Consider the following 25,353-nt stretch of genomic DNA (forward strand, 5'->3'; position numbering starts at 1 on the left):
CATCCTACTGATACGTCAGGCTTCTTGGAGCATCCTCGACAGAAGCTCCCGGCTCGACTCCGGGCTCAGGCTGTCCTCCCGCAATCGGCCCAACGTGTCGCGGTACTCGGCGACTTCGCGCGGCCGGTCCACATAGAGGGCGGTGGTGAACTGCTCCAGGTAGACCACGTCGGCGAGGTCCGGCTCGCGGAAGCCGAGCAGCGAGAAGGTGCCGCTCTCGGCCCGAAGTCCGGCGCTGCCCAGCGGCATCACCTGCAGCTCGATGCCGGGGCGCTCAGCCAGCTCCAGCAGGTGGAGCAGCTGACCGCGCATCACCTCGGGCCCGCCGCACGGCCGGCGCAGCGCCGCCTCGTCGATCACCATGGCCAGCTGCGGGGCCTGTTCGCCGGCGAGCAGCCGCTGGCGGCGCATCCGCACCTCGACTCGCCGCTCGATCTCGCTCTCCGGGGCGCTCTGGCTGCCGAGCCGGATCACGGCGCGGGCGTACTCCTCCGTCTGCAGCAGGCCGGGGACGAACTGCACCTCGTAGGAGGCGACGCAGCCGGCCGCCTCCTCGAAGGCGAGGTAGCTCTGGAACCAGGCGGGCACCACGTCGGTGTAGTCGTGCCACCAGGGCACGGCGTTGGCGATCCGGACCATGCCGAGCAGTTCACCGCGCTGCCCGGGGTCGCTCACGCCGTACAGGGTGAGCAGGTCGGCCACGTCGCGCTCCTTGAAGCTGACCCGGCCCAACTCCATCCGCCCGATCTTCGACTCCGAGGCGCGGATCTCGTAGCCGGCGTCCTCCCGGCTCACCCCCTGCGCCTCGCGCAGCCGGCGCAGCTGGGATCCCAGCAGCAGCCGACGAACCGTCACCCCGCTGCCGCTGCCCATGGTGCTGTTCATCCGCCCCGTCCTCCTCGAACCGCCCGCTACGCGCGGCAGTCTGCCACGAAGGTGCGTCACAAGCATTAAGTGAATGCTGTGAGTTCTCGGGCAACTCGACGGGCGTTCACGGGCAACTCGTCGGGCGTTCGCGGGCATGCCGACGGCGCCTGCTCCCGGTTCTTGGTCGGGGTCGGGCGCAGGCGCCGTCTTTCGAGCTCCGCTGGTGGACCGGCAGCGCTGGCGGGTCAGCAGGGCGCGGCCCGCCAACGGCGGCGGGCGTGTGCGGGAGGGTCAGACCGCCAGGGGGCGGTCGGTGGGGTGGATCGGGGCGGGCAGCGGGGTCTTGCCACCCAGGTAGGCGTCGACCGCGGCGGCAGCGGAGCGGCCCTCGGCGATCGCCCAGACGATCAGCGACTGGCCGCGGCCGGCATCGCCGCAGACATAGACGCCATCGACATTGGTGGCGAACTTGCCGTCGCGGGCCATGTTACCCCGGGCGTCGAGCTCGACGCCCAGCTGCTCCACCAGGCCGTTCCTGACATCGGTGCCGGTGAAGCCCATGGCCAGGGTGACCAGCTGGGCCGGGATCGAGCGCTCGGTGCCGGGCACCTGCTCGAAGCGGCCGTCCCTGAACTCGACGTCGACCAGGTGGAGCTCCTGGACGTTGCCGTCCTCGTCGCCGGTGAAGTGGGTGGTGCTGACCGAGTAGACGCGGTCGCCGCCCTCCTCGTGCGCGGAGGTGACCTTGTAGACCATCGGCATGGTCGGCCACGGCTGGTGGGCCGGGCGGTCCTCGCCGGGGCGGGGCATGATCTCCAGCTGGGTGACCGAGGCGGCGCCCTGGCGCAGCGCGGTGCCAAGGCAGTCGGCACCAGTGTCACCGCCGCCGATCACGATGACGTGCTTGCCCTCGGCGCTGATCGGGGACGCGACGTAGTCGCCCTCCTGGACCTTGTTGGCCAGCGGCAGGTACTCCATCGCCTGGTGGATGCCCGCCAGCTCGCGCCCCGGCACCGGCAGGTCGCGGGCCGTGGTGGCGCCGGCGGCGACCACCACGGCGTCGAAGCGCTCGCGCAGCTGCTGCCCGGTGATGTCCTCGCCCACGTGCACGCCGGTGCGGAACCGGGTGCCCTCCGCGCGCATCTGCTCGATGCGGCGGTTGATGTGGCGCTTCTCCATCTTGAACTCGGGGATGCCGTAGCGCAGCAGGCCGCCGATCCGGTCGGCGCGCTCGTACACCACCACGGTGTGGCCGGCCCGGGTGAGCTGCTGGGCGGCGGCCAGGCCGGCCGGGCCGGAGCCGACCACGGCGACGGTCTTGCCGGACAGCCGCTCCGGCACCTGGGGGCGGACCCCGCCGTTGTCCCAGGCCCGGTCGATGATGGTGACCTCGACGTTCTTGATGGTCACCGGGTCCTGGTTGATGCCGAGCACGCAGGCCGACTCGCAGGGGGCCGGGCAGAGCCGGCCGGTGAACTCCGGGAAGTTGTTGGTGGCGTGCAGGCGCTCTATGGCGCCGGCCCAGTCGTCCCGGTAGGCCAGGTCGTTCCACTCGGGGATGAGGTTCCCGAGCGGGCAGCCGTTGTGGCAGAACGGGATGCCGCAGTCCATGCAGCGCCCGGCCTGCTTGCTGATGATCGGCAGCAGGGCGCGCTCGACGTAGACCTCGTTCCAGTCGCGCAGCCGCACGTCCACCGGCCGCCGCTCGGCCAGTTGCTTGGGCGTGGTCAGGAAGCCCTTGGGGTCAGCCATGTGCCGCCTCCATCATCTTGCGAGTGGTCTCGGCCTCGGAGAGGCCATCGCGCTCAGCGGCGTCCTTGGCGGCGAGCACTGCCTTGTAGTCGGTGGGCATGATCTTGGAGAACCGGGAGACCCCGCTGCCCCAGTCGGCGAGCAGTTCGGCGGCGACCGTGGAGCCGGTCTCCTCGTAGTGCTGCTGGACGGTCTCGCGCAGCCACTCGCGGTCCTTGGCGTCGGGGGCCTCGATGCCCACCATGCCGCCGTTGACGCTGGCCGGGCGCAGGTCGAGGACGTAGCCGATGCCGCCGGACATGCCCGCGGCCAGGTTGCGGCCGGTCTCGCCGAGGATCACCACCCGGCCGCCGGTCATGTATTCCAGGCCGTGGTCGCCGACGCCCTCGACGACCAGGACGGCGCCGGAGTTGCGCACCGCGAACCGCTCACCGGCCTTGCCACGCAGGTGGATCCGGCCCGCGGTGGCACCGTAGCCGATGGTGTTGCCGGCGATCACGTGCTGCTGGGCGTCGGCGCCGATCGCCGCGGCGTCGCGGGCCGGGCGGACCACCAGTACGCCGCCGGAGAGGCCCTTGCCGACGTAGTCGTTGGCGTCGCCCTCCAGGCGCAGGGTGACGCCCTTGGGCAGGAAGGCGCCGAAGGACTGGCCGGCCGAGCCGGTGAAGGTCACGTCGATGGTGCCCTCGGGCAGGCCCGCGCCCCGGTAGCGCTTGGTCACCTGGTGGCCGAGCATGGTGCCGACGGTGCGGTTGACGTTGCGGATCGGCAGCTGGATGCGGACCGCCTCGCCGTGCTCCAGGGCCTCGGCGGCCAGCTCGATCAGCTGGTTGTCGAGCGCCTTGTCCAGCCCGTGGTCCTGCTCGATGGTGCGGTGCCGGGCCGCGCCGACCGGCAGCTCGGGCACGTGGAGGAGCGGGGCCAGGTCGAGCCCGGCGGCCTTCCAGTGGTCGATCGCGGCGGCGGCGTCGATGTGCTCGGCGTGGCCGACGGCCTCCTCGATCGAGCGGAAGCCCAGTTCGGCGAGGAGCTCGCGGACCTCCTCGGCGATGAACTCGAAGAAGTTGACCACGAATTCGGGCTTGCCGGAGAACCGCTCGCGCAGCACCGGGTTCTGGGTGGCGACGCCGACCGGGCAGGTGTCCAGGTGGCAGACCCGCATCATGACGCAGCCGGAGACCACCAGCGGGGCGGTGGCGAAGCCGAACTCCTCGGCGCCGAGCAGGGCGGCGATCACCACGTCGCGGCCGGTCTTCAGCTGGCCGTCGGTCTGCACCACGATCCGGTCGCGCAGCCCGTTGAGCAGCAGGGTCTGCTGGGTCTCGGCGAGGCCGAGCTCCCAGGGGCCGCCCGCGTGCTTCAGCGAGGTCAGCGGGGAGGCGCCGGTGCCGCCGTCGTGGCCGGAGACCAGCACCACGTCGGCGTGCGCCTTGGAGACGCCGGCGGCGACGGTGCCGACGCCGACCTCGGAGACCAGCTTGACGTGGATCCGGGCCTGCGGGTTGGCGTTCTTCAGGTCGTGGATCAGCTGGGCCAGATCCTCGATCGAGTAGATGTCGTGGTGCGGCGGCGGGGAGATCAGGCCGACGCCCGGGGTGGAGTGCCGGGTGCGGGCGACCCACGGGTAGACCTTGTGGCCCGGCAGCTGGCCGCCCTCGCCGGGCTTGGCGCCCTGGGCCATCTTGATCTGGATGTCGTCGGCGTTGACCAGGTACTCGGAGGTGACGCCGAACCGGCCGGAGGCGACCTGCTTGATCGCCGAGCGGCGGGCCGGGTCGTGCAGGCGCTCCGGGTCCTCGCCGCCCTCACCGGTGTTGGACTTGCCGCCCAGCCGGTTCATGGCGATCGCCAGCGTCTCGTGCGCCTCCATCGAGATGGAGCCGTAGGACATGGCACCGGTGGAGAACCGCTTGACGATCTCGCTGACCGGCTCGACCTCGTCGATCGGCACCGGGGTGCGAGCGCCCGCGTCCAGCCTGAACAGGCCGCGCAGCGTCATCAGCCGCTCGGACTGCTCGTTCACCCGCTCCGTGTACTGCTTGAAGATGTCGTAGCGGCGGGTGCGGGTGGCGTGCTGGAGGCGGAAGACGGTGTCGGGGTCGAACAGGTGCGGTTCGCCCTCGCGGCGCCACTGGTACTCGCCGCCGATCTCCAGCGCGCGGTGCGCGGCCGGGATGCCGGAGGCCGGGTAGGCCTTGGCGTGCCGGGCGGCGACCTCGCGGGCGATCTCGTCGATCCCGATGCCGCCCAACTTGCTGGTGGTGCCGGCGAAGTAGGCGTCCACGGTGTCCTGGGAGAGGCCGATCACCTCGAAGACCTGGGCACCGCGGTAGGAGGCGACGGTGGAGATGCCCATCTTGGACATCACCTTGAGCACGCCCTTGCCGAGCGCCTTGATCAGGTTGCGGATCGCCTTCTCCGGGTCGGTCCCGGTCAGGCTGTGCTCATTCAAATACGTGCCCTGCGCCACCAGGTCCTCGACCGACTCCATCGCCAGGTAGGGGTTGATCGCGCTGGCGCCGTAGCCGATCAGCAGCGCCACGTGGTGCACCTCGCGGACGTCGCCGGCCTCGACCAGCAGCGAGACCTTGGTGCGCTGCTTGGTGCGGATCAGGTGGTGGTGCACCGCGGAGGTGAGCAGCAGCGACGGGATCGGCGCGTGCTCGGCGTCCGAGTGGCGGTCGGAGAGCAGCAGGATCCGGGCGCCGTCGGCGATCGCCGCGTCGGCCTCGGCGGCGATCTCCCGCAGCCGCTCGGCCAGCGCCTCGCCGCCGCCGGCCACCCGGTAGAGGCCGGAGAGGGTGACCGCCTTGAGGCCGGGCTGGTCGCCGTCCACATTGATGTGGATCAGCTTGGCCAGCTCGTCGTTGTCGATCACCGGGAAGGTGATGCCGACCGCACGGCAGTGCGCGGGCCCGGCGGTGAGCAGGTTGACCTCGGGGCCGAGGCTGCTGTGCAGCGAGGTGACCAGTTCCTCGCGGATGGCGTCCAGCGGCGGGTTGGTGACCTGGGCGAACAGCTGGATGAAGTAGTCGAAGAGCAGCCGGGGCTTCTCGGAGAGCGCGGCGATCGGCGAGTCGGTGCCCATCGAGCCGAGCGCCTCGGCGCCGGTGCGGGCCATCGGCGCCAGGATGACGCGCAGCTCCTCCTCGGTGTAGCCGAAGGTCTGCTGACGGCGGGTCACCGAGGCGTGGGTGTGCGCGATGTGCTCGCGCTCGGGCAGCTCGGCCAGCTGGATCCGGCCACCGGCCACCCACTCCTCGTAGGGGTGCTCGGCGGCCAGCGCGCCCTTGATCTCCTCGTCCTCGACGATCCGGTGCTCGGCGACGTCGACCAGGAACATCTTGCCGGGCTGCAGCCGGCCCTTGCGGATCACGCTCTCCTGCGGCAGGTCGAGCACGCCGACCTCGGAGGAGAGCACCACCAGGCCGTCCTCGGTGATCCAGTACCGGGCCGGGCGCAGTCCGTTGCGGTCCAGCACGGCGCCGATCTGGTTGCCGTCGGTGAAGGTGACGCAGGCCGGGCCGTCCCAGGGCTCCATCAGGTTGGAGTGGTACTCGTAGAAGGCGCGCCGCGCCGGGCTCATGGTGGCGTGGTTCTCCCAGGCCTCCGGGATCATCATCAGCACCGAGTGCGGCAGCGAGCGGCCGCTGAGGTGGAGCAGCTCCAGCACCTCGTCGAAGGAGGCGGAGTCGGAGTGGTCCGGGGTGCAGACCGGGAAGATCCGGCTGATACCGTCCCCATTCCTGTTGGCCGGGATCAGGTCGGTGGCCAGCTGCGACTCGCGCGCGGTCATCCAGTTCCGGTTGCCCTTGACGGTGTTGATCTCGCCGTTGTGCGCGACGAACCGGTACGGGTGGGCGAGCGGCCAGCTCGGGAAGGTGTTGGTGGAGAACCGGGAGTGCACCAGGCCGATCGCGGAGGCGAACAGCCGGTCCGACAAGTCCGGGAAGAACGGCTCCAGTTGACCGGTGGTCAGCATGCCCTTGTAGACGATGGTCCGGGCGGACAGCGACGGGAAGTAGACACCGGCCTCGCGCTCGGCGCGCTTGCGGACCACGAAGGCGGTCCGGTCCAGCTCCAGGCCGGCCAATCCCCGTCCGCTGACGAAGAGTTGACTGAACCGCGGCATTACCGAGCGGGCGGTGGCGCCCAGCAGCTCGGGGGCGGTGGGCACCTCGCGCCAGCCGAGGACGGTCAGGCCCTCCTCGGCGGCGATCGTCTCGATGGCCGAGACGGCGGTGGCCGCGGCTTGGTCGTCGACGGGCAGGAAGGCGATGCCGACCGCGTACTCCCCGACCGGGGGCAGCTCGAAGCCGGCGTTGGCGCGCAGGAAGGCGTCCGGGACCTGGGTCAGGATGCCCGCGCCGTCACCGGAGTCCGGCTCGGCGCCGGTGGCGCCGCGGTGCTCCAGGTTGCGCAGCACGGTGAGCGCCTGCTCGACGATGGCGTGGTCGGCGGTGCCGGTCAGGGTCGCCACGAAGCCGACGCCGCAGGCGTCGTGCTCGTTGCGGGGGTCGTACAGGCCCTGAGCTGCAGGTCGTGCATCCGGAACGAGCCGGTACGGCGAACGGCCGTCGCCCTGGGGCCCGTTGGCGGAGTGCATGGATGCAGAAAGCATCGGCTCTCCCGTCGTCGTCATTGGCAAGTGGTGGTGCCGCCCAGCCTCGAGCTGGGGGAGCTTTGCAACAGGGACGACGTTGGCCCTCTGCGATTTCGTGCAGGTTACATGATGCCGAAAATCCCGGGAAGTGGAATCTGTAGTCCAAATGGTGGACATGCCGCAGGTCAGCGGCTATTACCAGCGGGTAGCCCCGGGGTCGAACTCCTGACAGTGTGCCCTGCCGGTCAAGACCCGAAACAGCCTGGAAATCACCTTGACCCCGACTGCGTGGCATCCATCCTGCGATTTCACCGAAATGACGCGACCCGAGGCGCTGGTCTGATGGTCCAGGGCGCCTCGGGCCGTAAAAATTGTATTGCTATGCGGGGGGATGCGTGATGTTCCACACATCGGGGGTCAGCCCACGGTCAACCGACATGGCCGCCGATCAGCCAGCCCAGCAGGTAGGTCACCCCGGCCGCGGCGCTGCCCAGCAGCAGCTGGCGCAGCCCGCTGTACCACCAGCTGCGCGCCGTCACCCGGGCCACCACCGCGCCGCACAGGAACAGGCCGACCACCGCCAGCAGCAGCGCCGGCAGCAGCGAGGTGGCCCCCAGCAGATAGGGCAGCAGCGGCAGCAGCGCGCCGATCGCGAAGCAGCCGAACGAGGAGACCGCGGCCACCAGCGGGCTGGGCAGGTCGTGCGGGTCCACGCCGAGCTCCTCCCGGACGTGCACCTCCAGCGCCTGCTCCGGGTCCCGGGTCAGCTGCCGGGCCACCTCGGCGGCGAGCTCCGGCTCCACCCCGCGCTCGACGTACAGCTGGGCCAGCTCGGCCAGCTCGCCGCGCGGGTTGCGGTTCAGCTCGATCCGCTCGGCGGCGATCTCGGCCTCGACCAGCTCCCGCTGGGAGGCCACCGAGGTGTACTCCCCCGCCGCCATCGAGCAGGCCCCGGCCGCGAGACCCGCAAGACCCGTGAGGACCACCGTGCTGTGGCTGGCCGCGCCGCCCACCACACCGGTCATCAGGGCGAAGTTGGAGACCAGGCCGTCCATCGCGCCGAACACCGCCGGCCGCAGCCAGCCGCCGTTGACATCGCGGTGGTGCCCGGCGTTGGGCACCCGGGGGACCGGGGCTTCGTCGATGGCCGGGCGGGTGATGACAGCACTCATGGCGGAACCTCCTGCAACTGCGTGACCCCTCGACGTTAACCGCAGGGTCTGACAGTTTCCAGCAAGCCAGCCCTGGCTTACCTCGCTGACCTGCGGCGTTGTCGGCGGCTACCACGAAAGTAGGACCCGGAGTGGCAACTCCGGGTCCTACTGATGACGATGTGACGGATGTTGCGCCTGCGCCGAGCGTCAGACGTCCTCGGTGGCCGGCTTCGCGGTGACCGGCTGGTCGGTGGGCTTCTCGGTGACCGGCTGGTCGGCGGGCTTCGCGGAAGTCGGCTTCTCGGTGGACGTTGCGACCTCCGGCTCGGTCGGCGCCCCGGACTCCGCCGCGCCGGCGGCGGCCTCGGCCTCCTCCCGCACGCCGACCGGGTCGATCGAGTCCGGCGCCTCGCGGCCCGGGCGCAGCCGCCCGACGAGCACGAAGTAGGCCAGCGCACCGGCGAACACCACGATCGACGTCCAGTCGTTGAGCCGCAGCCCCAGGATGTGGTGCGCCTCGTCGATCCGCAGGTACTCGATCCAGGCCCGGCCCACCGTGTAGGCCATCACGTAGAGCGCGAAGGCCCGCCCGTGGCCCAGCTTGAAGCGGCGGTCGGCCCAGAGCACCAGCAGCGCCACCCCGACGCACCAGAGCGACTCGTAGAGGAAGGTCGGCTGGAAGACCCCGTCGACCACGGTGCCGTCCGCATCCACCTTGTGGATCTTCAGGCCCCAGGGCAGCGAGGTCGGCCGGCCGTAGAGCTCCTGGTTGAACCAGTTGCCCCAGCGCCCGCAGGCCTGGGCCAGCGCGATGCCGGGGGCGATCGCGTCGGCGTAGGCCGGCAGCGGCACGCCCCGGCGGCGGGCGCCGATCCAGGCGCCGACCGCGCCGAGCGCGATCGCACCCCAGATGCCGAGGCCGCCCTCCCAGATCTTGAAGGCGTTCCACGGGTTGCGGCCCGGGTCGAAGTACAGCTGGTGATCGGTGATCACGTGGTAGAGCCGGCCGCCGACCAGGCCGAACGGCACCGCCCAGACGGCGATGTCGCCCACCGTGTGCTTGGCCCCACCGCGGGCGACCCAGCGCTTGCTGCCGAGCCAGACGGCGACAACAACACCGATGATGATGCAGAAGGCGTACGCGCGCAGCGGGATCGGTCCCAGGTGGAGGACGCCCCGCGACGGGCTCGGAATGTAAGCGAGTTCCATGACATCACCGACGCTACCGTGTCCTGACTTTGAAGCCCGAACCGCCCGCCGTACCGGTTCGAAACCGGTTCGGGCACGGAACCGGACCGTGACCCCGGATGGCCCGGGTCAGTTCGGCGGCACGGCCCCCGCCGCGGTGCTGGTCGGCGCCGGGCTGGCCGAGGCGCTGCCGGTGGTGCCCAGCGGCTTGCCCTGGTTGGCCTCGTCGACCCACTTCACCAGGTTGTCCGGGGAGATCTCGTCGTTGCCGTTCTTCGGATAGATCGACTTGCCGTTCAGCAGAACGGTCGGGGTGGAGGTGTAGCCGGTCTTGTCGAAGTCCTGCTCCACCGCCGAGACCCAGCTCTTGAAGTGCTGGCTGTTGACGCAGTTCTCGAAGGTCGGCGTGTCCAGACCGGGGACCTGCTTGGCCAGGGCGATCAGCTGGGACTTGTCCTTCCAGGTGTCCACGGTCTCGTCGGGCTGGTTCTTGTAGAGCACGTCGTGGTATGCCCGGAAGTACCCGGCGTCCTGGGCGCAGGCCAGCGCGTTGGCACCGTTCTTGGAGCCGTGGCCGCTGTCGTGCCGGTCGATGAACGAGACGATGTGGTAGTTGCCGTAGAGCTTGCCCTGGTCCTGCAACTGGTCGATGGTGGCCGAGAACTGGTGCTCGAAGCCGCCGCAGGCGGGGCAGCGCGGGTCCTCGTAGACGGTGAGGGTGGACGGGGCGTTGGCCGGGCCGTCCGGGATGATCAGCTTCTTGTCGCCGATCGCCCCGGCCGGCGCCGCGGTCGGGGTGGACGGCGCCGAGCGGCTGTTCTGAACCGCGATGCCGATGCCGACGCCGGCGGCGATCACCACCAGCACGGTGCCGATGACCAGCAGCTTCTTGCGCCGGGCGTCCTTGGCTTGCTGGGCCGCGCGCTCGTCCTGCATCCGCTCGCGGGCGGAGCGCTTGCCGTCGCGGTTCTTCTCACTCAATGACATTCAGGCTTCCGGGAAAGTTGGCGGTGCGGCTGGTTCCAGCGCACCGAGTGGGTCAGAGCGCGAGCCAGGCGTCGACCGAGGCCTTGGAGCGCGGCCGGTAGACCAGCCAGAGCGCCAGCAGCAGGAATCCGCAGTCGCGCAGGATCTCCTGGCCGTACTGGGTCTGCGACTTGGCCACCGCGCCGCCGCCGCCGAAGCAGCCGCAGTCGATCGAGATGCCGCGCGCCCAGGCCGAGCTGATCCCGGCGATGAAGGTGAGCAGCAGCACCACCGAGATCACCGCGACGATCCGCACCCCGAGGCCGACCAGCAGCAGCAGCGCCAGCGCCAGTTCCAGGAACGGGAGCCCGTAGCCGACCGGTTTGACCAGCCCCTCGGGCAGGATCCGATAGGCCCGGACCGCCTGCGCGGCCACGGCCGGATCGGAGATCTTGGCCAGGCCCGCCCAGGCCCAGACCACTGCCAGGGCCAGCCGCACGGCGGTGCTGAGCCACTCCGCCGCCGGTCCGTCAACCACCCGACGCATGCTGCCCACCGCCACCGCCTCGACCATGCTGCCTACCCCCTCGACGACGTCCGTTGCCGGGCCAGCGGGCCCGCCGGAGCTACCTGACGAACCGTAGGGGATAGATGCCGAATGGTCCAAAGTGTCTGATTCACCCGAATGGGTGATGGCGCGTCAAGGGTGCAGCAGGTTGACCTGCCGTGCGGGCGCGTGGTGCTGCCGGTCCTGGTGCTGATGGGACGCCAGTTCGGCACCCCTGCGGGCGAACGCGTGGCCCACCACGTGCTCGCTGCCGAATGCCACGGCCAGCACCACGGCGGCGGCAACCGCTCGCAGCAGGACCGCACGGTGGATCCCGGCCACGGCCTCGCCTCCCGGTGGTTGTGAGTTACGCGAACGGCGGAGACCGGGAGCATTCCCCGCAGCCGCACCGGATACAACGTCCGGTCCCCGTCGGTAACACGTCAGGTCCGCTAATTTCACCCGAATGGATCGGCGCATGGCAACGGCCCGCGCCCCCCGGTGTCCGGGAAGCGACGGGCCGTCGGTGATTGCCGAGGGCGGCTCAGCGCGAGCGCACGCCCTGCGCCAGCTCGCCCGCCAGCGCGCGCACCGCGTCGAGCGCGGCCGCCTCGTCCGCGCCGGCGTCCAGGATCCGCTGCACGAAGGCCGAGCCGACGATCACCCCATCGGCGAAGCCGGCCACCTGGGCGGCCTGCGCACTGGTGGAGACGCCCAGGCCCACGCAGACCGGCAGTTCGGTGGCGGCCCGGGTGCGGGCCACCAAATCCTCGGCCAGCTCGCCGACCTGGGCCCGGGATCCCGTGACACCCATCACGGCGGCGGCGTAGACGAAGCCGCTGCCGGCCGCGGTGACCTCGGCCAGCCGCGCGTCCCGGCTGGACGGCGCGACCACGAAGACGGTGTCCAAACCGTGCTCGGCGGCCGCCTTGCGCCACTCGCCGGACTCCTCCACCGGCAGGTCCGGCAGGATCACGCCCACTCCCCCGGCGGCGGCCAGGTCGGCGGCGAACCGGGCGATGCCGTACCGGTCCACCGGGTTCCAGTACGTCATCACCAGCACGGCGGCCGCCGGGTGCGCCTCGGCCACCTCCTTGACGGTGCGCAGCACGTCGGTGATCCGCACGCCGCCGCGCAGTGCGATGTCGTCGGCGGTCTGGATGGTGGCGCCGTCCAGCACCGGGTCGGAGTGCGGCAGGCCGATCTCGACGACGTCGCAGCCGCCCTCGATCAGGGCGTTGACCGCCCGGATGCCGCCGTCGACGGTCGGGAAGCCGGCCGGCAGGTAGCCGATCAGGGCCGCCCGGTTCTCGGACCGGGCCTGCGCCAGGACCGTGGTGAGCTTGGAGGTCATCGGTTCTCCCCCTTGGCCGGCTCGTCGTAGAGGCCGAAGTACTGGGCGGCGGTGTGCATGTCCTTGTCGCCGCGCCCCGACAGGTTGACCAGGATGGTGGCCTCCGGTCCCAGCTCGCGGCCCAACTCCAGTGCCCCGGCGAGCGCGTGGGCGCTCTCGATGGCCGGGATGATGCCCTCGGTGCGGGACAGCAGGCGCAGTGCCTGCATCGCGGCGTCGTCGGTGACCGTGCGGTACTCGGCGCGGCCGGTGTCCTTGAGCCAGGCGTGCTCGGGGCCGACGCCCGGGTAGTCCAGGCCGGCCGAGATGGAGTGGCTCTCGACGGTCTGGCCGTCCTCGTCCTGCAGCACGTAGGTGCGCATGCCGTGCAGCACGCCCGGGGTGCCCTTGGTGAGGGTGGCGCCGTGGCGCTGGGTCTCCAGGCCCTCGCCGGCCGGCTCGCAGCCGACCAGGCGCACGCCCGCGTCCGGGATGAACTCGTGGAAGATGCCCATGGCGTTGGAGCCGCCGCCGACGCAGGCGACCACCGCGTCGGGCAGTCGGCCGGTGCGCTCCAGCACCTGCCGGCGGGCCTCGATGCCGATCACCCGGTGGAAGTCGCGGACCATGGCCGGGAACGGGTGCGGGCCGGCCACCGTGCCGAACAGGTAGTGGGTGGAGTCGACGTTGGCCACCCAGTCGCGGAAGGCCTCGTTGATCGCGTCCTTGAGGGTGCGGCTGCCGGACTTGACGGCCACCACCTCGGCGCCGAGCATCCGCATCCGGGCGACGTTGAGCGCCTGGCGCTCGGTGTCGACCTCACCCATGTAGATGGTGCAGTCGAAGCCGAAGAGCGCGCAGGCGGTGGCGGTGGCCACGCCGTGCTGCCCGGCGCCGGTCTCGGCGATGATCCGGGTCTTGCCCATCCGGCGGGTGAGCAGGGCCTGGCCCAGCACGTTGTTGATCTTGTGCGAGCCGGTGTGGTTGAGGTCCTCGCGCTTGAGCAGCACGCGGGCGCCGCCGGCCTCGGCGGAGAACCGGTGCACGTCGGTCAGCGCACTCGGGCGGCCGGTGTAGTCCTTGAGCAGCAGGTCGAGTTCGGCGGCGAAGGCCGGGTCCTGCTTGGCCTTCTCGTACTCCTCGGCGACCTGCTCCACGGCGGCGACCAGCGCCTCGGGGATGAAGCGGCCGCCGTAGGCACCGAAGTAGCCGCGGACGTCGGGCACCTGCGGGCCCGTCAGATGATCTGACATGTCAGTTGTGATCCTTGGATGACGATGAAGCGGAAGTCAGCTGGAGTGACGATCCGTCCGACGCCATCGGCGACCGGGCACCTGCCCAGGCTCGCACCCGATCACATAGCGCACCCGCCGCCCCAGCACCCGGCGCGCGGGCGCCCGACAGCCGCGCGGGCGGCAGCCGGGGGCCAGGCGGGCGCTGAGCGACATGGTGATCAGCCCTTGTTCCGCAGCGCGGGGTGGGCGCCGGCCGCGACCAGGTCGGCGACCGCGGTGCGCGGGTCCTTGCCGGTCACCAGGGACTCGCCGACCAGCACCGCGTCGGCGCCGTCGTTCGCATAGGCGATCAGGTCGTGCGGGCCGCGCACACCGGACTCGGCCACCTTGACGATGCGGTCCGGGATCGCGTGCACCACATTGGCGAAGGTGTCGCGGTGCACCTCGAGGGTCTTGAGGTTGCGCGCGTTCACCCCGATCACCCGGGCGCCGGCGTCGACCGCGCGGGCGATCTCCTCCTCGTCGTGCACCTCCACCAGCGGGGTCAGCCCGATCGACTCGGCCCGCTCGATCAGCGACACCAGGGCCGGCTGGTCCAGCGCGGCGACGATCAGCAGCACCAGGTCGGCGCCGTGCGCGCGGGCCTCCCAGAGCTGGTAGGCGGTGACGATGAAGTCCTTGCGGAGCAGCGGGGTGTCGACCGCGGCGCGGACCGCGTCCAGGTCGGCGAGCGAACCGCCGAACCGGCGCTGCTCGGTGAGCACGCTGATCGCCGCGGCACCGCCGGCCGCGTAGTCGGCCGCCAGCGCGGCCGGGTCGGCGATCGCGGCGAGCGCGCCCTTGGACGGGCTGGAGCGCTTGACCTCGCAGATCACCCGCACGCCCTCGCCGCGGAGCGCGGCCACGCCGTCCTTGGCCTGCGGGGCCTTGGCGGCCAGCTCCTTGAGCTGGTCCAGGCTGACCCGGGCCTGCCGCTCGGCGAGGTCCTCGCGGACTCCGGCGACGATGTCGTCCAGCACGCTCATCAGGCTGCCTCTCCCCTGGCCATCACGGCCGGAATGTCACGTGCCTCGCGCACCGTGCACCTCTCTACACCCGAAAACTTCCAGGGGCCCGATCGGATCATGCGGCGGCAGCGGCCGGCACACGTCCATCGGCAACTCGATGGTAGCCGCACCGGGGGGCGCGCAGAGCATCCGCCCGGCGCACGTCTCGCCCTGCGGACCGGTAGCGGCGCAGGTCACCGGGGGCGGCCCAGGGGGCGGGCAGCCGGGAGCGCCAGGAGTCAGACGGCCGACGGCGCCAGGTGCACGCCGGCCGGCAGGTTGCGCAGCACGGTGAAGGCCACCAGCACCAGCCCCAGCGCGACCAGCCGGGCCGGGCCCATCGCCACCCGCGGCCCGGGGCCGCCGGTCAGCGCCGCGAAGGCCCAGCGCACCCAGAGCACCCCGAGGACCACGAAGAGCACCACGGCCAGCAGGTTGTCGTGCAGGCCGGCGGTGAACTCGCCGTGGGCCAGCGCGTGCACGCAGCGCAGTCCGCCGCAGCCGGGGCACCACCAGCCGGTGGCCTGGCGGAACGGGCAGAGCGGATAGTGCCCGGGGGTGTTCGGGTCGACGGCGGCGATGTAGGCGGTCGGCAGCGCGGCGGCGGCCAGGGCAGCGAACGGGCGGCTCAGCCGGCGCAGGACCGGCCCGCCGGCGGTGGTGCTCGGTGCGGTCACGGTGCTGATTCTGCCCGGGTGCCGTCCGGGCACGCGCACCGCCGCGCGGCGGCAGGGGTGCGGGCGGGCGACGCGCACCGCCGGTCGCGCAAACACGCGGACCGGGGCGCCGGGCCCGCAAGGCCCTGGCGCCCCGGTCCGGGACGTTCGCTACGGCGGCGTCAGGCGTTGGCCGTGACGGCCTCGGGGGCGCCGGCCTGCGCGGTGCGCAGCGCGCGGTACTCGGCCTTGATCTGCTCGACCTTCGGGTCGGGCTGCCTGCCCATGCCCGCCGCCTTCATCGCCAGGCCGGCCGCACCACCGGCGAGCACGACGACCAGGCCGGCGATCACGATGATCGGCGAGGCCATGATCATGCCGACGCCGGAGACGCAGAAACCTACGAAGGCGATGACCACGCCGGTCCAGGCAGCAGTGGTGTGTCCATGGGCTTGCCGTGACATGTGTGGGTACTCCTTGGTTCCGCGGGTCTGTCACCCACCATTGTTGCCGACGCCTTTCGGCGCTCCCAAGCCGGGTCCGAGTGAGGACCGTCACGCTTCGCAGAGCGTTCACTCGGGAACGTCAGGCAGTCGGGTCCTCGCCGCGGTCCAGCGCCTTCCACAGATCGGCCGGGGTGCCGGTGCTCTTGGCGGCGGTGGCGGCGCGCCGGGCGGTCGGCGCGTCATAGCGGGCGCCCATGCTCGGCCAGGCCTTGCCCTGACGGATCGTCAACAGCCCCGCCACCGCCAGCAGCAGCCCGCCGAGCAGCGCCACCCAGGGCCAGGCGGTGTGGCCGACGTGCTCGGCCGTCACCCCGGTCAGCCCCAGCTTGCGGGCCGCGTCGGAGTCCAGCGCGGCGGTGTCCCCGGCCCCGAGGCCGGCCGCCGCGGCGGTGCCCAGGCCGGCGAGCACGACCAGCCCACCGACCACCGCGCGGGCCGCACCGCGCACCGCGAAGACCGCCACCCCCGACGCCAGCGAGACCAGCGCGAGGGCACTCGGCAGCCCCGAGATGTCGCTCCCGCTCGCCGTCACGTCCAGCCCGGCCACCTTGCCCGAGGCCCAGCTACGCCCGACCGCCCACAGCACCAGCGTGGCGCCGACCACGATCAGCAGCAGCATCACACCCAAACTGCGCCGCGCAGCGGCGGGGCGAGCGGGCGCGGTCTCGGCGGCGGGCGCGGCGGACTCGGGGGCAGGTGCGGGTGCGGCAGTCACCCGTCCACTATCCCCCGGGACGGCTATCCGTCGAGCACCGGGTCACCCCCGGGGAAACCCCGTGGTTTCGATCACCATCTCGCGGCCCTCCAGGTGAAGCACCAGGTCTGCACCGAACGGGACCTCCTCGCGGTCAGCGAAGGCTCCGCTGCTCCTCGGAGAACTGTGCACGGTGCACACGGCTGAGGCCGGATCAATCACCACGTAGATCGGAATACCGCACTGCGCGTAGTGAACAGTCGCCCTCACGACACCGGCGACGCCAGGCCGTTCGCCGCCGCCACCGCGCGCAGCACGGCCGCCGCCTTGTTGCGGCACTCGGTGTCCTCGCTGACCGGGTCGGAGTCGGCCACCACGCCGGCACCCGCCTGGACGTAGGCGGTGCCGTCGCGCAGGACGGCGGTGCGGATGGCGATCGCGGTGTCGGCGTCCCCGGCGAAGTCCAGGTAGCCGACGCAGCCGCCGTAGAGGCCGCGCCGGGTCGGCTCCAGTTCCTCGATGATCTGCATCGCGCGCGGCTTGGGCGCCCCGGAGAGGGTGCCGGCCGGGAAGCAGGCGGTGAGCACGTCGAAGGCGGTGCGGCCGTCGGCGACCTCGCCGGTGACGGTGGAGACGATGTGCATCACATGGCTGTACCGCTCCACCGACATGAAGTCGACCACCTCGACGCTGCCCGGCGCGCAGACCCGGCCCAGGTCGTTGCGGCCCAGGTCGACCAGCATCAGGTGCTCGGCCCGCTCCTTGGGGTCGGCCAGCAGCTCGGCGGCCAGCTCGGCGTCCTGCTGCGGGGTGTCGCCGCGGTGCCGGGTGCCGGCGATCGGGTGCAGCATCGCCTGCCGGTTGGTCACCTTGACCAGCGCCTCGGGGCTGGAGCCGACCACGTCGAAGCCGCCCGCGGCGCCGCCGTCCGGGCCGGGGAACCGGAACAGGTACATGTACGGGCTGGGGTTGGTGGTGCGCAGCACCCGGTAGACGTCCAGCGCGGAGGCCGGGCAGGGCGCCTCGAACCGCTGCGAGGGGACGACCTGGAAGGCCTCGCCCGCCCGGATCCGCTCCTTCACCTGCTCGACGGCCGCCTGGTACGGCGCGCCGCCGAACGGCGAGTGCACGTCGACCGCGGGCACCGGGCGGATGACGGCCAGCCCCGGGTCGACCGGGCGGGCCAGCTCGGCCTCCATGGCGTCCAGCCGGGCCACCGCGTCGGCGTAGGCCTCGTCCACACCGCTGGCCCGGTCGTTGTGGTTGACCGCGTTGGCGATCAGCAGCACCGTGCCGTCCACGTGGTCGAGCACCGCGAGGTCGGTGGCGAGCAGCATGGTCAGCTCGGGCAGCCGCAGGTCGTCCGGGTTGAGGTCGGGCAGCTTCTCCAGGCGGCGGACGATGTCGTAGCCGAGGTAGCCGACCAGGCCGCCGGTGAGCGGCGGCAGCCCGTCGTCGTCCAGGCGCGGGGTGTGCAGCGCGGCCAGGGCGGCGCGCAGCACCTCCAGCGGGTCGCCGTCGCGCGGGATGCCGACCGGCGGGGTGCCGAGCCAGCGGGCCCCGCCCTGCTCGTCCACGGTCAGGGTGGCGGCGCTGCGCACCCCGACGAAGGAGTAGCGGGACCAACTGCGGCCCTGCTCGGCCGACTCCAGCAGGAAGGTGCCGGGGCGCTCGGCGGCCAGGCTGCGGTAGAGGCCGATCGGGGTCAGGCCGTCCGCCAGCAGTCGGCGGGTGACCGGGATGACCCTGGTGTCGACGGCGAGCTTGCGGAAGGCGTCGAGGTCCATCGTCGGGAGCACCAATCTCGTCGAGGGTCGTTCGAGGTCAGGGGGCGAGCAGCACGTCTTCGTCGAAGCAGGTGCGGGCACCGGTGTGGCAGGCCGCGCCGACCTGGTCGACCCGGACCAGCAGGGTGTCGCCGTCGCAGTCCAGGGCCACCGACTTGACGTGCTGGAGGTGGCCGGAGGTGTCGCCCTTGATCCAGTACTCCTGGCGGCTGCGGCTCCAGTAGGTGCAGCGGCCGGTGGTCAGGGTGCGGTGCAGCGCCTCGTCGTCCATCCAACCGAGCATCAGCACCTCGCCGGTGTCGTACTGCTGCGCGATGGCCGGCAGCAGGCCGTCCGAGGTGCGCTTGAGGCGGGCGGCGATGGCGGGGTCGAGCCGGGTGCTGCCGGGGGCGGCGGGGCTGGACGGCGTTGCGGATGACATGACGCCATTCTGGCAGGCTCGCGGGGCGGGCGGGGCCGTTGACCAACTGCCGGGAAAGCCTCACACGGGCGGCCGGGCTGCGGGATTCTGGTGCGCATGACCCAGTCCGCGCGCCCCGCCGGCCGGTTGGTCCTGCCGGCCCTGGTCCTGCTGCTCGTCGTGGCCGTACTGGCCGTCGTGCTGCTCTGGCCGAGCCCGAAGCACAGGGCGGCTGCCCCGCCGCCCCCGTCGCCCACCGCCTCGCCGTCGCCCTCCCCCAGCCTGAGCCCGACCAAGCAGTTGCCGTACCCGTGGTTCCCGGTCGGCGCCTGCCTGGACCACCCGAAGCTGAGCCCGGTGATCACGGTGGCCAGGCCCCAGCAGTGCGACGGGCAGCACGACGCCGAGTCGATCGGCAATCCGCTGCTGCCCGACGGCCTGCTGAAGGAGAGCCAGATCGCCCTGACCCTGGAGCGGCTCTGCCAGCCCTATGCGGCGGCCGCCGAGGCCAAGCAGGGCGGCGGCACCTGGTTCAGCCTGCCGACCGGGCCCTCGCTGAAGTACTACAGCCAGGGCTACCGGGACGCCAGTTGCCTGCTGGCCGCCTCCGACCGCGAGGGCGGCACCAAGTTGACCGCGCCGCTGAAGGGTTAGCGCACCGGGTGGCCGGCGTCGCGCAGCGCGTCCTTGACCGACCCGATAGTCAGGTCGCCGAAGTGGAAGACCGAGGCGGCCAGCACGGCGTCCGCGCCGGCGTCGATCGCCGGGGCGAAGTCGGCGAGCTTGCCGGCCCCGCCGGAGGCGATCACCGGGACGGAGACCAGCTCGCGGACCGCGCTGATCATCGCCAGGTCGTAGCCGTCCTTGGTGCCGTCGGCGTCCATCGAGTTGAGCAGGATCTCGCCGGCGCCCAACTCGGCGGCCCGCCGGGCCCATTCGACGGCGTCCAGGCCGGTGCCCTGGCGGCCGCCGTGCGTGGTCACCTCATAGCCGGAAGGCGTCTCGGTGCCGGGCGGGCAGCGGCGGGCGTCCACCGAGAGCACCAGCACCTGGCGGCCGAACCGCTCGGCGATCTCCCGGATCAGCTCCGGGCGGGCGATCGCCGCGGTGTTGACGCCCACCTTGTCGGCACCGGCCCGCAGCAGCTTGTCGACGTCCTCGACGGTGCGGATGCCGCCGCCGACGGTGAGCGGGATGAAGACCTGCTCGGCGGTGCGCCGCACCACGTCGTAGGTGGTCTCGCGGTCGCCGGAGGAGGCGGTGATGTCGAGGAAGGTCAGCTCGTCGGCGCCCTCGGCGTCGTACCGCTTGGCCAGCTCGACCGGGTCGCCGGCGTCGCGCAAGTTCTGGAAGTTGACGCCCTTGACGACCCGTCCGGCGTCCACGTCCAGGCAGGGGATAACTCGGACCGCGAGGGTCATCTCGTGTTGCCTTCCAGGGAGTTGGCGAGCCCGGCGCGGTGCGCTTCGAGCTCGATCTCGACCATCATCCGGGGGTCGACCAGGCCCGCCACCACCACCATGGTGGTGGCCGGCTGGATCGCGCCGAACAGCTGCTGGTGGGCCCGGCCCACCTCGTCGGCGTCCCGGACATGGGTGATGTACATCCGGGTGCGGACCACGTCGTCCGCGGTCAGACCGTAGGCGGCGAGCGCCTCGACGGCGGTGCCGAAGGCGGCCAGGGTCTGCCCGAACGGGTCGCCCTCGGGCTCGATCCTCGCGTCCCGCCAGGCCGTGCAGCCCGAGACGAGCACCAGGTCACCGGCCGCCACCGCGCGGGCCGAGCCGAGCTGCTCCTCCCAGTAGGAGGAACCCAGCAGCCGGCCGCGCACGATCTGACGGTCTGTCACGATGACACTGCCTCCAGGGCCTCGGCGAGGGTGAACTTCTGCTCGTAGAGGGCCTTGCCGATGATGGAGCCCTCGACGCCCTCCGGTACCAGGGTGGCAATGGCACGCAGGTCGTCCAGCGAGGACACGCCGCCGGAGGCCACCACCGGCTTGTCGGTCGCGGCGCAGACCCGGCGCAGCAGCTCCAGGTTGGGGCCGCTCAGGGTGCCGTCCCGGTTGACGTCGGTGACCACGTAGCGGGCGCAGCCCTCGGCGTCCAGCCGGGCCAGCACCTCGAACAGGTCGGGGCCCTCGGTGGTCCAGCCGCGGCCGCGCAGCTGGGTGCCGATCACGTCCAGGCCGACCGCGATCTTGTCGCCGTGCTCGGCGATCACCTTGGCCACCCAGTCGGGCGACTCCAGGGCGGCGGTGCCCAGGTTGACCCGGGTGCAGCCGGTGGCCAGCGCGCGGGCCAGCGACTCGTCGTCGCGGATGCCGCCGGAGAGCTCGACCTTGATGTCGAGGGTGCGGGCGATCTCCTCGACCAGGTCGCGGTTGTCGCCGGTGCCGAAGGCGGCGTCCAGGTCGACCAGGTGCAGCCACTCGGCACCGGCCTGCTGCCAGGCCAGGGCGGCGGCCAGCGGCTCACCGAAGGAGGTCTCGGTGCCGGAGGCGCCCTTGACCAGGCGGACCGCCTGGCCGTTGCGGACGTCGACGGCGGGGAGCAGTTCGAGGCGGCTCATGTGTGTCTTTCCAGGATTCGGGGAGCGTCAGAGGGTGTCGACCCAGTTGGTCAGCAGCGCGGCGCCGGCGTCGCCGGACTTCTCGGGATGGAACTGGGTGGCCCACAGGGGGCCGTTCTCCACGGCCGCCACGAACGGCTCGCCATGGGTGGCCCAGGTGACCAGCGGCGGGTTGATCTTCTCGTTGGTGACCTGGAGCTCCCAGCGGCGCACCGCGTAGGAGTGCACGAAGTAGAAGCGGGTCTGCGGGTCGAGCCCGGCGAACAGCCGGCTGCCCTGCGGCGCCTCGACGGTGTTCCACCCCATGTGCGGGATCACCGGCGCCTGCAGCGGCTCCACGGTGCCCGGCCACTCGTCGCAGCCGGCCGTCTCCACGCCGTGCTCCACCCCGCGCTCGAAGAGGATCTGCATGCCCACGCAGATGCCGAGCACCGGGCGGCCGCCGGCCAGCCGGCGGCCGATGATCTGCTCGCCGCGGACCGCCTTCAGCCCGCGCATGCAGGCCTCGTAGGCGCCGACGCCGGGGACCAGCAGCCCGTCGGCGTCCATCGCGGTCTTGAAGTCGGAGGTGACGGTGACGTTCGCGCCGGTGCGCTCCACGGCCCGCTGCGCCGAACGCAGGTTGCCGGAGCCGTAGTCGAGGACGACGACGTTCTTGCCCATCAAGCTGTTCCTGTCTGTTTCCGAAGGCACGAAGGCCCGGGGCCCGGGGCCCTGACGGCCTGAGGCCCGGGGACCTGGCGGCTAGAGGCGCATGATGCCGGCGGACAGGCACATGACCGCGCCGATGGCGAGCACGGCGATCACGCCCTTGGCCACCTTCTGCTTCCAGAAGGAGTAGACCCCGCCGCCCAGGAAGAGCCCGGCGGCGATCATCAGCATGGCGGACTTGCTCACAGTGCACCCTTGGTCGAAGGCAGGATCCCGGCCGCCCGCGGGTCGAACTCGGCGGCGTACCGCAGGGCCCGGGCCAGTGCCTTGAACTGGGCCTCCACGATGTGGTGCGCATTGCGCCCGTACGGCACATGGACGTGCAGCGCGATCTGCGCCTGAGCCACGAAGGACTCGAGTATGTGCCGGGTCATCGTGACATCGTAGGCGCCGATCATCGGCGCCATGCCCTCGGGCTCGGTGTGCACCAGGTAGGGGCGGCCGGAGAGGTCGACGGTCACCTGGGCCAGCGACTCGTCCAGCGGCACCGTGCAGTTGCCGAACCGGTAGATGCCGACCTTGTCGCCGAGCGCCTGCTTGAAGGCGGCGCCCAGGGCCAGGGCAGTGTCCTCGATGGTGTGGTGGGTGTCGATGTGCAGGTCGCCCTCGGTCTTCACGGTGAGGTCGAAGAGACCGTGGCGGCCCAGCTGGTCGAGCATGTGGTCGTAGAACCCGACGCCGGTGGAGATGTCGGTCCGGCCGGTGCCGTCGAGGTTGATCTCGACCAGGACCGTGGTCTCCTTGGTGGTGCGCTCGACGCGCCCGATGCGGGGGGTCATACGGGTGACAGCTCCTTGATGACGGTGGCGACGGCGGCCAGGAAGGCCTCGTTCTCCTCGGGGGTGCCCGCGGTCACCCGCAGTCGCCCGGGAACGCCGTTGTTGCGGACCAGCACGCCCTGGTCGAGCAGCGCCCGCCAGACGGCCTGCGGGTCCTGGAAGACGCCGAACTGGATGAAGTTGGCGTCCGAGGCGGTGACCTCCAGGCCGAGCGCGGCGAGCCGCGCCACCACCTCGTCGCGCCCCTCCTTGAGGCGGCGCACGTAGCCCAGCAGGGTGTCGGTGTGCTCCAGGCAGGCCAGCGCCGTCGCCTGGGTGACGGACGACAGGTGGTACGGCAGCCGGACCAGCTGCACGGCGTCCACCACCGCCGGGTCGGCGGCCAGGTAGCCGAGGCGCAGGCCGGCCGCACCGAAGGCCTTGGACATGGTGCGGGTGATCACCAGCAGCGGGTGCCCCGCCAGCAGCGGCAGCAGCGAGGGCTGGTGGGAGAACTCCACATAGGCCTCGTCCACCACCACGATGGTCGGCTTGACCGCCTGGGCGGCGTCATAGAGCCGCAGCACGGTCTCGGCGGCCACCGCGGTGCCGGTCGGGTTGTTCGGCGAGCAGATGAACAGCACGTCCGGGCGGTGCTCGGCGAGGGCGGCCGCGGCGGCGGCCTCGTCGATGGTGAAGTCCGCCTTGCGCGGGCCGGCGATCCAGCGGGTGCCGGTGCCGCGCGAGATCAGCTCGTGCATCTGGTAGCTCGGCTCGAAGCCGAGCGCGCTGCGGCCCGGCCCGCCGAAGGTCTGCAGCAGCTGCTGGATGATCTCGTTGGAGCCGTTGGCCGCCCAGACCTGCCGGACGTCCAGCTCGGTGCCGGCGGTGCCGTTCGGGCCGCTCGTCCGGTTGAGGTAGGCGGCCAGCTCGGTGCGCAGCTGGACCGCGTCCCGGTCCGGGTAGCGGTTCAGGTCGCGGGCCGCCTCGGCAACGCGCTCGGCGATCCGGGCGACCAACTCGTCGGGCAGCTGGTAGGGGTTCTCGTTGGTGTTCAGCTGGACCGGGACGTCCAGCTGCGGGGCGCCGTACGGGGACTGGCCGCGCAACTCGTCGCGGATCGGCAGGTCGTCGATCTTCATCAGTTGTTCGGCACCGTCCACTCGCTGCGCTGGTCTGGTTCGCCTCCGGCAAAACGAGCACGGACGGCGTCGCCGTGACCGGGCAGGTCCTCGGCGTTGGCCAGGTTGACCACGTGCGCGGCAACGTCCGCCAGCGCGTCCCTGCTGTAGTCGATCACGTGGATGCCGCGCAGGAAGGACTGCACCGACAGGCCGGAGGAGTGGCAGGCGCAGCCCCCGGTGGGCAGCACGTGGTTGGAGCCGGCCGCGTAGTCGCCCAGCGAGACCGGGGCGTACCGGCCGACGAAGATCGCGCCGGCGTTGCGCACCCGGGCGGCCACCGCGGCCGCGTCCCGGGTCTGGATCTCCAGGTGCTCGGCCGCGTAGGCGTTGGCGACGGCCAGGCCCTGCTCCAGGTCGTCCACCAGCACGGTGGCGGACTGCCGGCCGGACAGCGCAGTGGTGACCCGCTCGCGGTGCTTGGTCTCGGCGACCTGCTTCTCCAGCGCGACGTCGACCGCGTCGGCCAGCGCCACGGAGTCGGTGACCAGCACCGAGGCGGCCATCGGGTCGTGCTCGGCCTGGCTGATCAGGTCGGCGGCCACCTCGGCAGGCACGGCCGTGTCGTCGGCGAGCACCAGGATCTCGGTCGGCCCGGCCTCGGCGTCGATTCCGATCCGGCCCTTGAGCAGGCGCTTGGCGGCGGCCACGAAGATGTTGCCGGGGCCGGTCACCATGTTGACCGGGGCGCACTCCTCGGTGCCGTAGGCGAACATCGCGACCGCCTGGGCGCCGCCGACCGCGTACACCTCGGTGACGCCGAGCAGCGCGCAGGCCGCCAGCACCACCGGGTGCACCTTGCCGCCGAACGCCTTCTGCGGCGGGGAGGTCACCGCGATGCCCTGGACGCCGGCCTCCTGCGCCGGGACCACGTTCATCACAACGGAGGACGGGTAGACGGCCAGGCCGCCCGGTACGTAGAGGCCGACCCGGTCCACCGGCACCCAGCGCTCGGTGACCGTGCCGCCCGGCACCACCTCGGTGGTGTGGTCGGTGCGGCGCTGCGCGCGGTGCACGATCCGGACCCGGCGGATGGTCTCCTCCAGCGCGGCCCGGACCTTCGGGTCCAGGCCGGTCAGCGCCTCGTCCAGATCGGACTGCGGCACCCGGGTGGTGGCCAGCCGCACCCCGTCGAACCGCTCGGTGATCTCGATCAGCGCCGCCACGCCGCGATGGCGCACGTCGTCGCAGATCGGGCGCACCTTCTCCAGGGCGTCCTCCACGTCGAACTCGGCACGGGGCAGCAGCTCGCGCGGGTCGGCAGTCGAGCCGCGCAGGTCGATTCGAGAGATCACAGGGCCAAGTGTAAGGAGTGGGCGGAATTGCTGGCCCCACATATCAGTCCGTGATACGAACACTGAGACCTTCGTCGTGAACCTGATCACACGGCGGTCGCGG

At 71.8% G+C, this 25,353-nt stretch carries 25 protein-coding genes; 1 reads left to right on the plus strand and 24 read right to left on the minus strand.

What is annotated here, in order from left to right:
• Positions 1 to 15: 15 nt before the first annotated feature.
• The 16 genes from P3T35_RS32980 to hisI form a co-directional block, all read right to left on the minus strand.
• On the minus strand, positions 16 to 885 hold the full coding sequence (locus P3T35_RS32980; protein ID WP_280708876.1) for a helix-turn-helix transcriptional regulator: 870 nt from the start codon (positions 883 to 885) through the stop codon (positions 16 to 18).
• A 273-nt stretch (positions 886 to 1,158) separates the two neighbouring features.
• Entirely contained in the window at positions 1,159 to 2,619 is a 1,461-nt protein-coding gene (locus P3T35_RS32985; RefSeq protein ID WP_101379873.1) for a glutamate synthase subunit beta, read from the minus strand.
• The gene (gene gltB / locus P3T35_RS32990) at positions 2,612 to 7,225 is read right to left on the minus strand and encodes a glutamate synthase large subunit (protein WP_101379874.1); all 4,614 of its coding nucleotides are present in this window, start codon (positions 7,223 to 7,225) and stop codon (positions 2,612 to 2,614) included. The genes P3T35_RS32985 and gltB overlap by 8 nt, the downstream gene beginning before the upstream one ends.
• A gap of 425 nt (positions 7,226 to 7,650) precedes the next feature.
• Complete coding sequence (locus P3T35_RS32995; protein ID WP_101379875.1) at positions 7,651 to 8,394, minus strand: VIT1/CCC1 transporter family protein; 744 nt, start codon at positions 8,392 to 8,394, stop codon at positions 7,651 to 7,653.
• 189 nt (positions 8,395 to 8,583) lie between these two features.
• The gene (gene lgt / locus P3T35_RS33000; RefSeq protein WP_101379876.1) at positions 8,584 to 9,585 is read right to left on the minus strand and encodes a prolipoprotein diacylglyceryl transferase; all 1,002 of its coding nucleotides are present in this window, start codon (positions 9,583 to 9,585) and stop codon (positions 8,584 to 8,586) included.
• Between the two features lie 108 nt (positions 9,586 to 9,693).
• Positions 9,694 to 10,545: a thioredoxin domain-containing protein gene (locus tag P3T35_RS33005; protein WP_101379877.1), complete on the minus strand. Its 852-nt coding sequence runs from the start codon at positions 10,543 to 10,545 to the stop codon at positions 9,694 to 9,696.
• Positions 10,546 to 10,603: 58 nt separating this feature from the next.
• Complete coding sequence (locus P3T35_RS33010; protein WP_101384950.1) at positions 10,604 to 11,077, minus strand: MauE/DoxX family redox-associated membrane protein; 474 nt, start codon at positions 11,075 to 11,077, stop codon at positions 10,604 to 10,606.
• Between the two features lie 153 nt (positions 11,078 to 11,230).
• On the minus strand, positions 11,231 to 11,419 hold the full coding sequence (locus P3T35_RS33015) for a hypothetical protein (RefSeq protein WP_101379878.1): 189 nt from the start codon (positions 11,417 to 11,419) through the stop codon (positions 11,231 to 11,233).
• A gap of 202 nt (positions 11,420 to 11,621) precedes the next feature.
• Positions 11,622 to 12,431 (minus strand): tryptophan synthase subunit alpha, encoded by an 810-nt coding sequence (gene trpA / locus P3T35_RS33020; protein ID WP_101379879.1) that lies wholly within the window; start codon positions 12,429 to 12,431, stop codon positions 11,622 to 11,624.
• On the minus strand, positions 12,428 to 13,663 hold the full coding sequence (trpB, locus tag P3T35_RS33025; protein WP_101379880.1) for a tryptophan synthase subunit beta: 1,236 nt from the start codon (positions 13,661 to 13,663) through the stop codon (positions 12,428 to 12,430). The genes trpA and trpB overlap by 4 nt, the downstream gene beginning before the upstream one ends.
• A gap of 200 nt (positions 13,664 to 13,863) precedes the next feature.
• Positions 13,864 to 14,670, minus strand: coding sequence for an indole-3-glycerol phosphate synthase TrpC (trpC, locus tag P3T35_RS33030; RefSeq protein WP_101379881.1), 807 nt, complete (start codon positions 14,668 to 14,670; stop codon positions 13,864 to 13,866).
• Positions 14,671 to 14,930: 260 nt separating this feature from the next.
• The gene (locus P3T35_RS33035; RefSeq protein ID WP_280708881.1) at positions 14,931 to 15,368 is read right to left on the minus strand and encodes a DUF2752 domain-containing protein; all 438 of its coding nucleotides are present in this window, start codon (positions 15,366 to 15,368) and stop codon (positions 14,931 to 14,933) included.
• Between the two features lie 161 nt (positions 15,369 to 15,529).
• Positions 15,530 to 15,811 (minus strand): HGxxPAAW family protein, encoded by a 282-nt coding sequence (locus P3T35_RS33040; RefSeq protein ID WP_101379882.1) that lies wholly within the window; start codon positions 15,809 to 15,811, stop codon positions 15,530 to 15,532.
• A gap of 121 nt (positions 15,812 to 15,932) precedes the next feature.
• Positions 15,933 to 16,568: a TIGR02234 family membrane protein gene (locus P3T35_RS33045; protein ID WP_101379883.1), complete on the minus strand. Its 636-nt coding sequence runs from the start codon at positions 16,566 to 16,568 to the stop codon at positions 15,933 to 15,935.
• Positions 16,569 to 16,813: 245 nt separating this feature from the next.
• Entirely contained in the window at positions 16,814 to 18,334 is a 1,521-nt protein-coding gene (locus tag P3T35_RS33050; RefSeq protein ID WP_101379885.1) for an anthranilate synthase component I, read from the minus strand.
• A gap of 37 nt (positions 18,335 to 18,371) precedes the next feature.
• The gene (gene hisI / locus P3T35_RS33055; protein WP_101379886.1) at positions 18,372 to 18,755 is read right to left on the minus strand and encodes a phosphoribosyl-AMP cyclohydrolase; all 384 of its coding nucleotides are present in this window, start codon (positions 18,753 to 18,755) and stop codon (positions 18,372 to 18,374) included.
• Between the two features lie 96 nt (positions 18,756 to 18,851).
• Here hisI and P3T35_RS33060 point away from each other — a divergent pair, with 96 nt between their 5' ends.
• A complete protein-coding gene (locus P3T35_RS33060) occupies positions 18,852 to 19,388 on the plus strand; it encodes a hypothetical protein (RefSeq protein ID WP_101379887.1) in 537 nt (178 codons plus the stop codon).
• Here P3T35_RS33060 and hisF read toward each other — a convergent pair.
• From hisF to hisD, 8 genes are all read right to left on the minus strand, one after another.
• Positions 19,385 to 20,155, minus strand: coding sequence for an imidazole glycerol phosphate synthase subunit HisF (gene hisF / locus P3T35_RS33065; RefSeq protein WP_101379888.1), 771 nt, complete (start codon positions 20,153 to 20,155; stop codon positions 19,385 to 19,387). The two genes, P3T35_RS33060 and hisF, sit on opposite strands and share 4 nt — an antisense overlap.
• A complete protein-coding gene (locus P3T35_RS33070) occupies positions 20,152 to 20,583 on the minus strand; it encodes a RidA family protein (protein ID WP_101379889.1) in 432 nt (143 codons plus the stop codon). The genes hisF and P3T35_RS33070 overlap by 4 nt, the downstream gene beginning before the upstream one ends.
• Entirely contained in the window at positions 20,580 to 21,305 is a 726-nt protein-coding gene (gene priA / locus P3T35_RS33075) for a bifunctional 1-(5-phosphoribosyl)-5-((5-phosphoribosylamino)methylideneamino)imidazole-4-carboxamide isomerase/phosphoribosylanthranilate isomerase PriA (RefSeq protein WP_101379890.1), read from the minus strand. The genes P3T35_RS33070 and priA overlap by 4 nt, the downstream gene beginning before the upstream one ends.
• A 27-nt stretch (positions 21,306 to 21,332) precedes the next feature.
• Positions 21,333 to 21,968, minus strand: coding sequence for an imidazole glycerol phosphate synthase subunit HisH (hisH, locus tag P3T35_RS33080; protein WP_101379891.1), 636 nt, complete (start codon positions 21,966 to 21,968; stop codon positions 21,333 to 21,335).
• 81 nt (positions 21,969 to 22,049) lie between these two features.
• Positions 22,050 to 22,202, minus strand: a complete 153-nt coding sequence (locus P3T35_RS33085) for a hypothetical protein (protein ID WP_180356219.1) — start codon at positions 22,200 to 22,202, stop codon at positions 22,050 to 22,052.
• On the minus strand, positions 22,199 to 22,795 hold the full coding sequence (hisB, locus tag P3T35_RS33090; RefSeq protein WP_101379892.1) for an imidazoleglycerol-phosphate dehydratase HisB: 597 nt from the start codon (positions 22,793 to 22,795) through the stop codon (positions 22,199 to 22,201). Before hisB ends, P3T35_RS33085 begins: the two co-directional genes overlap by 4 nt.
• On the minus strand, positions 22,792 to 23,919 hold the full coding sequence (locus P3T35_RS33095; RefSeq protein WP_101384952.1) for a histidinol-phosphate transaminase: 1,128 nt from the start codon (positions 23,917 to 23,919) through the stop codon (positions 22,792 to 22,794). Before P3T35_RS33095 ends, hisB begins: the two co-directional genes overlap by 4 nt.
• The gene (hisD, locus tag P3T35_RS33100; protein ID WP_101379893.1) at positions 23,916 to 25,250 is read right to left on the minus strand and encodes a histidinol dehydrogenase; all 1,335 of its coding nucleotides are present in this window, start codon (positions 25,248 to 25,250) and stop codon (positions 23,916 to 23,918) included. Before hisD ends, P3T35_RS33095 begins: the two co-directional genes overlap by 4 nt.
• Positions 25,251 to 25,353 lie beyond the last annotated feature (103 nt).

It is taken from the genome of Kitasatospora sp. GP30 (assembly GCF_029892145.1).
Taxonomy (GTDB): Bacteria; Actinomycetota; Actinomycetes; order Streptomycetales; family Streptomycetaceae; genus Kitasatospora; species Kitasatospora acidiphila.

Excerpts from the sequence above, each read along its gene's own strand:
- trpB (WP_101379880.1), bottom strand. The coding sequence starts at position 13,663 with ATGTCAGATCATCTGACGGGCCCGCAGGTGCCCGACGTCCGCGGCTAC.
- P3T35_RS32985 (WP_101379873.1), bottom strand. The coding sequence starts at position 2,619 with ATGGCTGACCCCAAGGGCTTCCTGACCACGCCCAAGCAACTGGCCGAG.
- P3T35_RS33010 (WP_101384950.1), bottom strand. The coding sequence starts at position 11,077 with ATGCGTCGGGTGGTTGACGGACCGGCGGCGGAGTGGCTCAGCACCGCC.
- trpA (WP_101379879.1), bottom strand. The coding sequence starts at position 12,431 with ATGACCTCCAAGCTCACCACGGTCCTGGCGCAGGCCCGGTCCGAGAAC.
- P3T35_RS33040 (WP_101379882.1), bottom strand. The coding sequence starts at position 15,811 with ATGTCACGGCAAGCCCATGGACACACCACTGCTGCCTGGACCGGCGTG.
- trpC (WP_101379881.1), bottom strand. The coding sequence starts at position 14,670 with ATGAGCGTGCTGGACGACATCGTCGCCGGAGTCCGCGAGGACCTCGCC.
- hisB (WP_101379892.1), bottom strand. The coding sequence starts at position 22,795 with ATGACCCCCCGCATCGGGCGCGTCGAGCGCACCACCAAGGAGACCACG.
- lgt (WP_101379876.1), bottom strand. The coding sequence starts at position 9,585 with ATGGAACTCGCTTACATTCCGAGCCCGTCGCGGGGCGTCCTCCACCTG.
- hisH (WP_101379891.1), bottom strand. The coding sequence starts at position 21,968 with ATGGGCAAGAACGTCGTCGTCCTCGACTACGGCTCCGGCAACCTGCGT.
- gltB (WP_101379874.1), bottom strand. The coding sequence starts at position 7,225 with ATGCACTCCGCCAACGGGCCCCAGGGCGACGGCCGTTCGCCGTACCGG.
- priA (WP_101379890.1), bottom strand. The coding sequence starts at position 21,305 with ATGAGCCGCCTCGAACTGCTCCCCGCCGTCGACGTCCGCAACGGCCAG.
- hisI (WP_101379886.1), bottom strand. The coding sequence starts at position 18,755 with ATGTCATCCGCAACGCCGTCCAGCCCCGCCGCCCCCGGCAGCACCCGG.
- P3T35_RS33050 (WP_101379885.1), bottom strand. The coding sequence starts at position 18,334 with ATGGACCTCGACGCCTTCCGCAAGCTCGCCGTCGACACCAGGGTCATC.
- hisF (WP_101379888.1), bottom strand. The coding sequence starts at position 20,155 with ATGACCCTCGCGGTCCGAGTTATCCCCTGCCTGGACGTGGACGCCGGA.
- P3T35_RS32980 (WP_280708876.1), bottom strand. The coding sequence starts at position 885 with ATGAACAGCACCATGGGCAGCGGCAGCGGGGTGACGGTTCGTCGGCTG.
- P3T35_RS33060 (WP_101379887.1), top strand. The coding sequence starts at position 18,852 with ATGACCCAGTCCGCGCGCCCCGCCGGCCGGTTGGTCCTGCCGGCCCTG.
- P3T35_RS32995 (WP_101379875.1), bottom strand. The coding sequence starts at position 8,394 with ATGAGTGCTGTCATCACCCGCCCGGCCATCGACGAAGCCCCGGTCCCC.